The 13,088-nt window shown below is 55.3% G+C and carries 10 protein-coding genes and 1 pseudogene; 6 read left to right on the top strand and 5 right to left on the bottom strand.

Annotated features, from left to right (window positions below; genetic code table 11):
- The first annotated feature begins 185 nt into the window (after positions 1-185).
- The 6 genes and pseudogenes from GOV87_RS20665 to GOV87_RS11455 all read left to right on the top strand — a co-directional run bounded on the left by GOV87_RS20665 (position 186) and on the right by GOV87_RS11455 (position 5,736).
- Positions 186-404 (top strand): helix-turn-helix transcriptional regulator, encoded by a 219-nt coding sequence (locus tag GOV87_RS20665; protein WP_371813498.1) that lies wholly within the window; start codon positions 186-188, stop codon positions 402-404.
- Positions 397-945, top strand: a complete 549-nt coding sequence (locus GOV87_RS11475) for a hypothetical protein (RefSeq protein ID WP_171211837.1) — start codon at positions 397-399, stop codon at positions 943-945. The genes GOV87_RS20665 and GOV87_RS11475 overlap by 8 nt, the downstream gene beginning before the upstream one ends.
- A 174-nt stretch (positions 946-1,119) precedes the next feature.
- Positions 1,120-2,109, top strand: coding sequence for a hypothetical protein (locus GOV87_RS11470; RefSeq protein WP_171211836.1), 990 nt, complete (start codon positions 1,120-1,122; stop codon positions 2,107-2,109).
- Positions 2,106-2,489, top strand: a complete 384-nt coding sequence (locus tag GOV87_RS11465) for a hypothetical protein (RefSeq protein ID WP_171211835.1) — start codon at positions 2,106-2,108, stop codon at positions 2,487-2,489. The genes GOV87_RS11470 and GOV87_RS11465 overlap by 4 nt, the downstream gene beginning before the upstream one ends.
- Before the next feature lie 916 nt (positions 2,490-3,405).
- Positions 3,406-4,419 (top strand): annotated as a pseudogene (locus tag GOV87_RS11460) (IS481 family transposase).
- 171 nt (positions 4,420-4,590) lie between these two features.
- On the top strand, positions 4,591-5,736 hold the full coding sequence (locus GOV87_RS11455; protein WP_171211834.1) for a hypothetical protein: 1,146 nt from the start codon (positions 4,591-4,593) through the stop codon (positions 5,734-5,736).
- 998 nt (positions 5,737-6,734) lie between these two features.
- On the opposite strand, the gene GOV87_RS11450 is transcribed toward GOV87_RS11455, so the two are convergent.
- From GOV87_RS11450 to GOV87_RS11430, 5 genes are all read right to left on the bottom strand, one after another.
- On the bottom strand, positions 6,735-7,805 hold the full coding sequence (locus tag GOV87_RS11450) for an ABC transporter ATP-binding protein (RefSeq protein WP_171211833.1): 1,071 nt from the start codon (positions 7,803-7,805) through the stop codon (positions 6,735-6,737).
- A gap of 40 nt (positions 7,806-7,845) precedes the next feature.
- Positions 7,846-9,954 (bottom strand): ADP-ribosylglycohydrolase family protein, encoded by a 2,109-nt coding sequence (locus tag GOV87_RS11445; protein WP_171211832.1) that lies wholly within the window; start codon positions 9,952-9,954, stop codon positions 7,846-7,848.
- Positions 9,955-9,971: 17 nt separating this feature from the next.
- Positions 9,972-10,805, bottom strand: coding sequence for a carbohydrate ABC transporter permease (locus GOV87_RS11440; RefSeq protein WP_171211831.1), 834 nt, complete (start codon positions 10,803-10,805; stop codon positions 9,972-9,974).
- Positions 10,802-11,647, bottom strand: a complete 846-nt coding sequence (locus tag GOV87_RS11435; protein ID WP_171211830.1) for a carbohydrate ABC transporter permease — start codon at positions 11,645-11,647, stop codon at positions 10,802-10,804. The genes GOV87_RS11440 and GOV87_RS11435 overlap by 4 nt, the downstream gene beginning before the upstream one ends.
- Positions 11,648-11,728: 81 nt before the next feature.
- Positions 11,729-13,036: an ABC transporter substrate-binding protein gene (locus GOV87_RS11430; protein ID WP_171211829.1), complete on the bottom strand. Its 1,308-nt coding sequence runs from the start codon at positions 13,034-13,036 to the stop codon at positions 11,729-11,731.
- Between the last annotated feature and the right edge of the window lie 52 nt (positions 13,037-13,088).

Genomic DNA, 13,088 nt, shown 5'->3' with positions numbered 1-13,088 from the left:
AAAAACAACAAAAGTGGAATATTGGCTTGACCCGATTTGCGCCGATTGCTACCGTTTAGCACGGTCGAAATCGCTGAGGGTCATGGTCTACGTCTCCCTCAGTGCACCAGTAGGTGGGCCAATCCGTGCCTAGAGGCGTTTCGCCTTGGACGTTCCTTTCCCGAAGCCGCAGAACGACCATAGCGATGCAACTAGACCGTCTACTTTCCACTCGCCAAGCCGCCGATGTCATAGGTGTCAGCGTCACCACTCTCAAGCGGATGAGATATGCCGACCTCGGACCAACTTACACCAAGATAGGTGCGAGGACTTACCGGTATCGCGCCGCAGACATCGAAGATTGGATTCGAGATCGGCGTTGCCGTCCACAAGAGGCTGGACCAGAGGGAGGGCTACATGCCTGAGTGTCGTTCAGGACTTCCTTTTTTGGTGTCTGTCGCTGACCTGCATCCCATCGATGCAGAGGCGGTATCGAGGATCAGTTCACGAGCCTATCGCAGTGGCGACTGTATCTTTACAACACACGCTGCGGACAGCGGCGGCTACCCCAAGTGCTCCGTGGGCGGGCTACCCACTCAGATTGGCCGTTATCTCGTCGCGCTCCGGGAAGACCTCGACTACGAAGATCGCGAAGGCTGGCAAGCACGCCATACCTGCGACAACCCCGGCTGCATCAACCCGGAACATCTCGTCTCGGGTACTGTGGCCGATAATGCCAACGACAAGGTGATGCGTAGGAGGTCAACGCGCGGCGAACGAAGCAGCAGCGCCAAGTTGACTATATTTGATGTGCTTGCGCTGAGGCTTTTCCTCAAAGTCCCCGCCACCGTTTTCGCAAATTGGCATGGTGTCACGCCCCGAGCGGCGCAGCATGCTAGAAACGGTACGACGTGGTGCTACTTGGACGATGTGGTTCCTCCGGTAAAGCTGGGATCGACGCAATGAGCGGCTTGTACGCAGCAATCAGCCTCGCAAAGAAGCACACATCCCCAAGGCACAGCTTCGCCGGGAAAAGAGTCAGCCAATCCTTGGGAGGGTACAGCGATGGCCGCTGATGAGAAATATTACAGGAGTGGTTGCGAAGGGGCAGAAACAACAGAGGGCGAAACTTCTTCTGCCTTGACAACCACCCCTGTAACAATTGCCGATGAATGGCTGAATCGGGCCTTGGATGACAAACGGGTAACCCTGCCCTTGAGCCCATCGTTCGCTTATCTGGATGACAAGGGTGACCCGCGTCTTTCACCAGATTTGCGATATGTCCGCCACGATATCGTTCAGATGTCCGAAGCCCAAATGCAGCAGACCGTTGTGTTGGCTGCGGGCGCGCCCGCAGCGCAAGTTCTCGGATTAATCACGCTCGATTTGATTTGGTGCGCGAATGGCCATGTCCGGCAGGTGGCCGAACGCCCGTACATAAACAGAAGTGGCTTCGCTCGAGTTGCGCGCGACCCCGCTAGGGCGATTGATCTGGATGGTGCCGAGCGTTGGCCGAACACACTGCTGTCAAGCTGCCTCATCCTTCACGACGCTTCTCCATCAGGCTTCCTCCGCAGATTGAAGCGGATAGATCGCGAACGGCTGAGACAGGCATTGATGGATGGTACAGGACCATTCGGAGGATGGGCCGGTGACGCAAACGCCGCATTCAATGACTTGTTCGATCGCTTCGAAGCGACTTGGCCATCCGAGAGCGAGATATCAGAAGCGCTAGACCACCTCGAATGTACAAAAGCAATCAAGCGTCCAACTTTTCGGGACCTGATAGTGTCACCGCGACGGCTGATGCAGGCCAATCCGGCCATCGCCACACAGCTTGAGAAATTCCTAACAAGCCCCATGACAAACAACGGCGCGGTTCCTTTTGGACAGGACATTGCCGCCGCGCTGGAACCAGTGCCCGCAAAACCGAGGCGCAATCTGACACGCAAGGAGAGGCACATCGCAGACCGTCAAGAGCTGTTGCTGATGAGAGAGAAGTCGGAAGTCAATGAGGCGCGCATAGCAACCCTTGAAGCGGAAAACTTAGAACTGCGCCAGATGTTGGCGCGCTTTGAGGGCGAACACGAACTGACGGACGATGAGATTGTACAGGAGGCACAGGGATGACGGACTTTAGCAATGCGGCGCTGATCGAAGGACCGTATCAGCCAATCGCTCTGTCCGACGCTGGAGCATGCCGTGTGTTCGATCGCCTCGGTCCGGATGCCGCAACGCTGCTCATGGGCATGATCCGCGTCACGGCTCGATCCGGTGGTGGTGAGGCAGTGATCGCACAAGCGGCGGTATCGATGAACATGCCGCGCAAAGCCGCGCTTCGAGGCTTTCGTGATCTGCGACGGTCTAGGCTTCTGCGACAGCGCGACGATGGCGTCCTGCTCCTCCACCGTATGTTCAGCAGCTACGGACACGAACTTGCTCGGCGCAAGACTAGCGGAGCCATTGGTTCGATCGGCCACGTGGTTGCCCTTGATCGGGAGGTGATGTGATGGGGCGAACCCGAGTTCTAAGACAGCGGCCGTTGGCAGTGCGGAAGGAAACGACAACCCAGAAGATGTATCGTGGAATGGAAGAACTACGCCGCAGGAAGATAATCCGGCAATTGGTGATCGACAGTGCGCGTCAACATGGTTTCGAGATAAGGGAGATTAGCGAGGAACGGGGTGAAGCGAATTAAGGCAAGACCTGACGCGGCGAAGCCGCAGCGACAACGGTCTCCAAGTGCAACTGCCGCCTATACCGATGCCCAATCGCATCAATCAACTCCGGCCAGCATGACCCACTAAGTCGGCAACATCGACGGATGATCAACGGAGGTGCTACGCATGGACGACGGGCACATCGAAGAAGCTGATGTTCTGACGTATCTGCAGCGGGAATGCCGCAATCATTTCAGCATGACAGCGCACGAGTTCTACACAATTGCGGGCTTGTTGCCGCAGACTGTACGTGCTGCCCGGCTTCGCGCACGAAAGCGCGGAGAACCTGACCCCGTGCCAATGTTGACTGAGGGAACCTACAGTATCGATCTGGTCGCAGCACTAGGCTGGCTGCAGCGCACTGGCCGGCATGGATGCCTTCTGAGATTGAAGGCGTACTTCGATGACGTCGCATTGGACAGCATCAGCGTTATGCGGGGTGTACGTATTGGGTCTAGCAGGAGGATAGTGCCGCCCATGCCCGACGAGTACTCTGCCTAACTGATCCCGCCGAAGGCGTCCGAAGGGACGTGTGCCAAGCGCTGCGGCTAAAACTCCCGTAAGCTCGACTACTGGCGGAATCCACTTCGACTGGCGAAGACAGATGACCGCTATGAGAAAAGGTGGACCTCAGATGATTTTGTCTCAATGACGGCATGCGGACTTGTTTGATCCCAGGGTTTGATGGTGTGATCCATTCGTTGGAATGGAAGGACGCCTTATGGGACAGATACGCCACGATCACGTAGGGTGTCAGAGCAGCCATTCAGCGATCGCAAGCTTCGACCGCGGAGTTGAGCCGGGTGTTCGGGATCAATCAGTAGACGGTCGCGAAGTGGCAGAAACGAAAGACTGTCGAGGGTCATAGGACTGGCCCGAAGGAGCCGCGCTCAACCGTTCTCAGCGAGGACGAGGAAGCCTTGATCGTGGCGTTCAGGCGGCATGCGCTACTGCCCCTGGACGGCTGCCTTTACGCCTTGCAGCCGACGATCCCGCACCTGACGCGTTCTTCTGTGCATCGCTGTCTTCAGCGCCATGGTAATCGCGCCTGGCGGATGTGAACGGTAACAAGCCGAAAGGGCAGAAGTTCAGGCGCTGACCGATCGGCTTCTTTCACATCGACATCGCCGAAGTCAGGACAGAGGAAGGCAAGCTCCATCTCGTCGTTGCTATTGATCGCACCAGCAAGTTTGCGGTGGCGCAACTGGTGGAGAAAGCCAATCGCAAGACGGCCTGGGAATTCCTCGAATAGCCTTTCGATGCCGTGCCTTAGCGCATCCACACCATCCTTACAGATAACGGCATGCAGTTTGCCGAGCAGCCGCGGAAACGGAACACCATCATCTTATGGCCGATCATCTTATGGCCGATGCGGTTCGACATGATTTGTGAGGCGAATGGGATCGAGCGCCGCCTGACAAAGCCAAACCACCCATGGACCAACGGACAAGAGGAGCAGATGAACAGGACCATCACGGATGCCACGGTGAAACGCTACCACTACGACAGCCATGATCAGCTGCGCAGCCACCTCGCCGACTTCCTCGATGCCTACAACTTCGCATGTCGTCTAAAGACGCTCGTCGACCATCGTTCTAGAACCGATGGCGCACAATGCTCTACCCTGACACCAGACAAATACATCTACAAGATCTGGACTACAGAGCCAGATCGATTCATCGTCAATCCGATCCACCAAATGCCGAGTCTGAACACCTAGGGCGCGAACTTGATGAGCGTTTTTAGGCGGCGGGGTACTACTACGCCACCTAGTTGCCCGCGAAAGATGCGTTCAACCCAAAAGGACGTTGCGGGAAGCATCTAATTTAGTCAGGTTACCCCTCAACTGGTTCGTATCGGAACCATGGGATTATAGGATTATTCTAAGCTTATGAAAAAACTAATCGTTCATATCGGCTCACCGAAGACAGGTACAACAGCGATTCAGAACGCGCTTGCGAATGCGCGGGAAACTCTAAAGTCTTCAGGCGTGGTTTACCCAAGAGGGCTCATCAATCGCATAAGCCGTAACGAAATTTTAGACAACCATAACGAAATTTTGGACGTCATAATTAGAGACCCCAAGAACTGGGGGAGAAGTAGTCGTTTGCTGTACGGTGACGTTGACAGCGAGCGTTTAAAGAAGACGGAGGGCTCAAGATTTCTCAATGAACTGAAGGGAGCAGAGCGCGTAGTCTTGTCAGCTGAACTCCTATTCGGTTACAGGCCGGACGACATCGGGAAGTTCTTTGATCTTTGCAGAGAATGCGGGTTTCAGCAGCCTTTGGTCGTCGCATTTCTGAGGGAACCGGTGGGGTTATACGTCAGTATGGCTCAACAAGTCCTGCGTGGGAGCGCGGCACTCCCACCGCCTTCTGGGTTTCGCATGAATTATTGTGGGTCTCTCGGAAAGTGGACTAAGCGCGAAAACACTCAGCTAGAAGCAGTGGCATATGACTCTGTAACCGATGTCGTCAACCACTTTGGTCAGCTAATCAATGAACACATGGATACCCAAGTGGGCGGAAAACTAAAAAGCCTTCCGAATATGAACAAGTCAATTTCGGCCGAAGCCATGATACTCCTGCAAGACTATCAAAAACGTTTCCGTGCCAAAGGTGAAAATAGAGTTACCCATGAAGTCAATGAGTTGGTCGAAGTGTTTAGGAGTTTAAACAATTCTTCGGTTAAACAATCCAAACCCCAAGCTAAGCCTTGGGTCACTGCTAAGATTAATGAGATTAATCGAGATGAAATTGAAGCACTTAGTGCGAAGTTTGAAGTTACATTGCCATATTCGCCACCTGCGACGGCAGAAGCTGCACCAGTTGCTTTGGATGAATCTGCGTTGGATGTCAGAGACATCCTTTGCGAGTGGAGCCCGAAAACCCTGAACAACCTGATTGTTCATTCTCTTCATGAACTGGCTTCAAATGCCGGGACTAAGGCAGATAGCAACTCTAGAAAGGAAGATAACCTCTCTACATGGGCGAGAAATGTTATAGCTAAAGTTCTTCGGAAATCGGATGCCAGCTGAACTCCCCGAAAAAGCAAGAAAAGCCCGACCAAATGGTCCGGGTTAAGCCGGGCTTCTGCTCTTTCTACTCATTGCCCTGTCTTTCCCCTCTAGTACTGCGCCACTACGATTGCCGAGAGAGGGGAGACGGCGAGTGGTCCACGAACGATTTTCGGACGAAGACATCCACAAGCTGCGGCGTGAGATCGAGTCGACGCTCGCGGAAGACCGCGACGTACTGAAGGCGTGGCGCGCCGTCGCTGTCAGCGAAGCAACTGGCTGCATAAGTACGCACCAGGATGACCGCTGGCGACGTTCTCGAGGTCCTCTAGACAATCTGACCACGGCAACGCGAGAAGCGCGGGCTCAATACAAGACGACCACATAGTGCTCGAAAACGAAATCCGGCATTTTTGCTCATATGTCGTCTTCAATAGGTGCAGCGGACGTCATCAAACCGCATCCAACCTATCCAACCTCGGCAACGTCGTTCGGCAGTTCAGACGGTCTATGGGGCCTGACGCCGACCCTCAGAATGATCCTGCAGTTCTGAACTTGAGGAGGGTGTTGGATAAGTTGGATATGATGGAGCAACCAAACTCCGTCCGGGGGTGACGCCTGACATCACTGCTGCAGGACCCGCCAACTGAGATCCGGCTTTTGGATTTGGGCGGGGGAGTATCACACTAAAGAGCGGCGGTGGTGCACTTGGATACGCGATCCAGCGCTGCGCCTCCGCTGCAGTTCCGCTGCACGCAAAGCGTGATTTGGGCAAACTTCCCATCACTGCAGTTTGTCGATGCATGACTTGTCGAGTTGCGTTCGGCACCGCGACGTGCGACAATTAACGCACTGACAACATGGGCATATCGCGACGCGGGCTGCATGTGGCGACAGTGGAATACAGTGCATTGATCAGCACGGATTTTGGCATAGAGCGCTTCGTTTACACCGAAGATGTCGGGAGTTCGAGTCTCTCATCACCCACCATTCCCTCAACGTCTTGCAATTATACTTTTTTAAGATCTGATCCGGTCTCCCGTTGCTGACGAGAACACAAGGATTTTTTCGCGTGGTGCGCCCAAGCTTATTGGTTGATTGTACTGTGCCTGAATGCGTTCATGGGAAACTGCCGCGATCTTTTGGCCGTCGAAATGCGCCATAAGATGAGTCTCAGAACCAGTATGCTCAACAACTTCAACGATGACGTCGATGCCGGGGCTGCCAACTTCGAAACACTCGGGGCGGATTCCAATCGTCACTTTGTCCCCGTCATTCAGAGAGGCAAAGTCAGGTGCCTGCAAGCGAGTTTCGTCCGTAAGCACGAACGACTTGCCCTCTGAGTCGACTGACACACGCGCATCCAGAAAGTTCATCGCTGGCGAGCCGATGAAACTTGCTACAAACGTGTTTGCCGGATTGTCGTAAAGCTCCAATGGTGCGCCGACCTGTTCGATCCCACCATCATTCAGCACAACAATGCGATCGGCCATTGTCATCGCTTCGACCTGGTCATGAGTGACGTAGATTGAGGTCGAGCTAAGGCGCTGATGCAAAGCGCGAATTTCGGTTCGCATCGCGACGCGCAACTTTGCGTCGAGGTTTGAGAGTGGCTCGTCGAACAAAAAAACACGAGGGCTGCGCACGATCGCCCGGCCCATGGCGACGCGCTGACGCTGACCACCCGAAAGTGCCTTTGGTTTCCGATCCAAGAGGTCGGATAACCCAAGAATTTCAGCCGCTTCTTTGACGCGCTGATCCTTTTCGGCCTTGCCCTTCTTAGCAAGCGTCATTGAGAACGCCATGTTCTCAGCCACCGTCATGTGGGGGTAGAGCGCGTAGTTTTGAAAGACCATTGCAATGTCACGATCCTTCGGGGGCGTTGAATTCACCACTTCGCCATCGATTGAAACGGTCCCTTCTGTGATATCCTCAAGCCCCGCGATCATCCGCAACAAGGTCGACTTGCCGCAGCCGGATGGACCAACCAGTACGACGAACTCTCCCTCTTCGATATCGACCGAAATATCGTTTAGAACTTTTACCGAACCATAGTCTTTTCCGAGGGCCGTTAGCGTAACTGACGCCATAAGATTTGCTCCAAGTCTTGTTTAATTCAGTCCGGTCGTTTCAGGACGCAGGCGATATTCTGATCGTTTCAGCGGAAACCGCGCCTTCGGTGACAAACAGGCCCATCGCGCCGTATAGAAGGGCATCGTCTTCCACCTCAAGCACAGTTCCATTGACGGATACGCGGATTTTTGTGCCAACCATTGATAGCGACAGCGGTATGGCGGTTTCATAGTTGAAGCCGATGTTCGCGCTGGCAAGGATCGTTGCCTCACCGTCAATGTACCGCACGACCGACACCCCTCCCTCAAGGCCAAGTTCGACTGCGTAGAACCGCTTTCGACCCTGCGCACGGGCCACAACACCAGCCTTTTCGCCTGAATGCACCATGATTTCGGTGTCGATCTGGTAGTCGGCCCAATCGCGTGTGCCTTGCAGGATCATGCCTGTGCCACGCCCCTGCGACATGCGAAACGGTTGCTTGAATCGCTTGGAAAAGAACTGACAATCGGTAATCCATGCGCGCCACCAGAAGTCTCCGTCACCGTCAGGACGGCGCAACACCATGTCGGGCGTGCCGCTCCAGGTCAGCCAGTCCGCAATGACTTGACCGTCCGACCTTCGATCGGCTGCACGGATGACGAATCCGACCTCGGCGATCGGTTGGCCACCGGTATCGGGCAAGGTCCATTCAAGGACCCCACTCTTGCCTGCGGCGAGCAAGATGGGATCCGCTTCTAAAAGGTCGATCCCGTCCGCCCCGTTATAGACGCCCATGGCGAGCGAAACCTGCACATCGCCCTTGTTTTCGGCTGGGGCAAAAACCTGCGCTGACACACATTGGCCACTATAGACCGTCGGGCTAGCCATCAGATCGTAGGTGCGCATTTGGGTGACTTCGGGCGGCGTGAAGGTTGGCGTGGTTGCCGTCGCATTCAGATCCGCGGCAAGCCCCTCGTATCGAATGGACAATGCCCGGCTTCCGTTGAAGTCAACATTTCGAACGGCGCTTGTCTCAACTGCGTGCAGACCGGATCGCATTTGGAAGCCCTGCGTCGATCCGCGAAGTGCGAAGTGGAACTTTGCACCGTTTTTAGGAGCGTCGAATTCTGCGCGGCCCGCCAGCGCCGCACCGAGATTGGCAATGTAATACGACTGCCTCACCGCGTCCGTGATTGAGTTTCCGCCGTCCGCGGAAGAGATAAGCATTCGGTCCGAGATAGGTCCGCGCCAATCCGGGCCGTTGTCGATGCCGTCTAGGCCCAGCATGATCCCGTGCAGGCATCCCAGATTTCCGGCATTGCAATCCGTATCCCAGCCGCTTGTATTCACAATCATCTGTCCCCGCTGGAAATCATCCGGAGCATGTAGAAGCGCCATGACCATAAGCGCATGGTTCGGAACTACGTGGCAATTTCCCGGATATCTGTCATAGCCATAGGTGTCTTCGATCTTCTGACGTGTCTGCGTCCAGTCATTCGACGCACCGGCCCATTTGCGGATATCCGCGATCAGCCGTGCAATCAGGCAGTTTTCCGGGATCACTGATAAGCCGGTATCCAGCAGATGATCAACGTCGGCCGAGTTGAAAGCTTCCGCCTCCATGGCCGCCCAAAGCATTGCTGCGTAAACCGACTCTCCGTCATGACTGACCTTTCCTGCCTGTTCTGCAAGCCGTGCGGCAAGCTGCGGCTGTCCGGGGGCAACAAGCGCCCAGCCGTCGATGAAAATCTGCGCGCCGATCTGTTCGGCCACTGTTGACCCGTTGGTTTCGATCGAACCGCTTTTCGGGGCCGGGATACCTTTATCGAGGTTTAGCCACGCCGTGTGCTCGGTCGAGTTGCCGCGCCCGCCCCACCAAAGGATAGACCGTTCTTCAACAATATAGTTGAGCCATGTTTTACCAATCTCTTCGGCCGTCAGATCAGACGAAAGCCGGTGGTCCTCAAGCGCACGTACAAACGTAAACGTACCTGCGACGTCGTCGTCCGTAATGACCAGTGGATCGCCCAGGCGGTCATGCACAAAATAGTTGATCTCGCCCAGTTCTTTCATGATGCGCTGGTAGGTCCAGCCCTCAAACGGGCGGCCCAGATAGACACCGATGAGCTTGCCCAGAACGCCCGCGTAGACGCGCTCGACATAGTCGGAGGGAAGCGGATGACTCATGCTTGGTAAACCTTTCCTTAACCTTTGACCGACCCGCCGGTCATGCCTTCGATGAAGCGGCGCTGCAGGAAAAGGAACAAGGCGACGACAGGAAGTACGACAAGTGTCGCTCCCGCCATCAACTGCCCCCAGTCGGTCGTGTATTGTCCGGAGAATAGGAAGAACGAGACGATTGCCGTCATGCTGCCCTGCCCTTGCAGGAACGTCGTGGCAATCAGGAATTCATTCCAAGTGTACAACCCCACAATCAGCGCAACCGTTAGAATGCCAGGCCACACGATAGGCAGCATCACTTTGGTGAACACTTGCCAATGCGTTGCGCCGTCCACTAATGCGGCTTCCTCCAACTCTTTTGGAATCGCAAGGAAGTAAGTGCGTAAAAGCATGATCGAAAACGGGCTGAATATCGCGCAATAGATCAACGCTACCGCAAAGACGTTGTCGATCAGGCCAAGTCGCGCAAAGCCGAAATAGAGCGGGAACAGGAATAGCTGGATCGGCGCGGTCGTGGTTGCCAGCAAGTAGGCTGTCACCAACCGCCAGCTTTTGATCTTTTTGCGCGCCAGAACATAGGCGGTCATCGAACCGGAGGTGCAGACCAAGACAATAGTGACCACGGTCAGGATGGCAGAGTTCAAAAACGCCGAACTGAAACTGCCGTCTGCCCAGGCACGGGTATAGTTGTCCCAGCGAATGGTCTGCGGCAGAGCAAGCGGATCGCGGATAACCTCTGGCGCTGCCTTGAATGAGTTCAGTAGCATCAGCGCGATAGGGAAAAGCGTGATGAAGGCGGCGATGCCCAGCATGGCATAGGTGAGCATCAGCGTTGTGCGATTGTCCGCGCCGTTCATAGGTCACCGTCCTTGGCCTGCGCCCGAATGTAGAAAAATGTCGCAACAAGCCCAAACAGGCTGATGACCAGCGCCGTCGCCGCCGCCCTTCCGACTTCCAGATCGTAGAACGCAAGCCGATAGGCCATCGTAGACAGCACTTCGCTCGAAAACGCAGGCCCGCCACGGGTCAGAATGAAGACGAAGTCGAAAACGAGAAATGACCAAATCACCGTCATGATCATCATCAGCATGATCGTCGGCTTGATGCCCGGCAACAGCACATAGCGCATCATCTGAAAGAAGGTCGCGCCTTCAAGACGGGCCGCTTCGATTTGTTCGACAGGCACTTGGCGCAGGGCCGCAAAAAAGATGACAGCCAGGAAACCCCACCAGTGCCAAAGGTCCACGGCGGCCACACCATAGAGCGACGTTTCTGGCTGAGAAAGCGGGTTGGTGAGCGAGATCCCGTGGTTCTCAAGCCAGCCAAAAATGCCACTGACCGGATTGAAGATCATGCCCTGCCAAACGCGCGCGGTGATCACCGTTGCGATGACGATCGGCAGGAAAAAGATCACCTGCAACAACATGCGCCCCTTGCGGACCATCAAAAGCATCGACGCGACCAGCAGGGCGAACCCAATGGGGATCGTCAGGAAGATCGCCGTCCAGATTAGGTTATTGGTCAGCGCACGCCAAAAGATACGGTCGTTGTAAAGCTCGCGAAAGTTGGCGAAGCCAACAAAAACCGGATCGCTGATCCCGTCCCAGCGGAAGAACGCAAGCGCGATCGTCAAAATTGCCGGAAGTAAAATGATGGCAAAGTTAATCACGAGTGTGGGGATCAGGTACAACCGATGCATCGGCCAACTCCTGTGGACGCTGTTGGTGAAGGTGGTGGGGCGATGCGAACAGCCCCACCAATCAGGGAGACGCGCTTGTTATCAGCGCGACGGAGTCGCCGGCACTTTGCCTTCGGCAAGTTCCGACTGGAACGTCTCATCAACCTGCGCAAGGTAGTCCTCGACAGACCGCGAGCCCAGCCAAACCTCTTCGATGCCTTGAATTATGAAGTTGGCTGTCGCCGGTGGCAGGAACGTCCAGGTCGTGTAGCCGTACTGGTTCTGATCCACATTGGCGGCCAAAGTCTTCATCGCATCGGCATACTGAGGCACGCTGCCCGGATCAACCGCGACATTGCTCAGGTCACGCAAGGGGGTATTCCACTCACCCTGCCAAACCGAATTCATCTCGCCATAGAAGGTGTCGCCGAAAATATAGTTGATAACGGCCGCAGATTCGTCCGGCACGTCAGAGTTCGCGGCAATTGAGAAGGTCGAGCCGATACCAAGCGGATAGATCGGTGTCGGCAGGCCCTCGGCGCTTGGGAACCCGATGAAAGCGATATCATCTTCCCGACCGCCGAAATACCTTGGAATCCACTGAAAACTCCACGTTCCGTTAGGCGCCATGGCCGCCGTCCCATCTGAGACCGTCGCGAACGCTTGCTCCGTACCAAGCGAAAAGCAATTCGGCCCGAAGTAGCCGCTATCCCACCAACGCTTCAGTGTCGAAATCGCCTCAACGAACGGTTCCGAAGTCCAAGGCATTTCACCTTTGAGGGCCTTATAGGTGTTTTCCGGACCCGCAACCGAGTTCAGAACCAGCGAGACATACCACTCGTTCGCCCCTTGCCACGTCGCGTTGCCTGCGGCGAAAGGCACGATGCCTTTCTCTACCATCTGGTCAGCCAGCGCCTCCATTTCCGGGATGGTGGTCGGTGCCTCCCAGCCGTTTTCCTCAAACATGGCTGTGTTGTAGAAAAGGCCGATTGTTTCATAGGTTTTCGGCAACGCATAAAGCGACCCGTCATAGCGGCCAAGCTCAAGAAAAACCGGCAAAATACGGTCATTCCAGCCAAGGCTGTCAGCATAGTCATCCAGCGCCAAAAGCTGACCCGCCTGCGCCATCGAGGCCACAAATGCAGGACCAGGTGTCATTACGACGTCGGGACCGCGACCGGACAGCATCGCGATCCGTAGCTGCTTGTCCAACTCGGACCCGCGGTAATCAAGAACAACGTCTGTGCCTGGATTTGCCGCCTCAAACGGCTGCTCAAGGATTTCCGTAAGCGCCTTTTTCTGCTCGGGATTCGCCGTTTCGTACCACCAACTGATCTCTTGTGCTTGCGCCGGCAGCACCACCGCCAATCCCAGCACTGCCGCGGCGGCAAGCATCGTTGTGTTCTGCATGGTTGTTCCTCCCTCTTCAGTCGCGATCAATGCGCGACTGTGCAGCTACGGT

This window comes from Ruegeria sp. HKCCA5426, assembly GCF_013034585.1.
In the GTDB taxonomy this organism is placed as follows: Bacteria; Pseudomonadota; Alphaproteobacteria; order Rhodobacterales; family Rhodobacteraceae; genus Ruegeria.
Note: the sequence above shows the minus strand (reverse complement) of the source record. Positions and strands in the feature narration are given on the sequence as shown.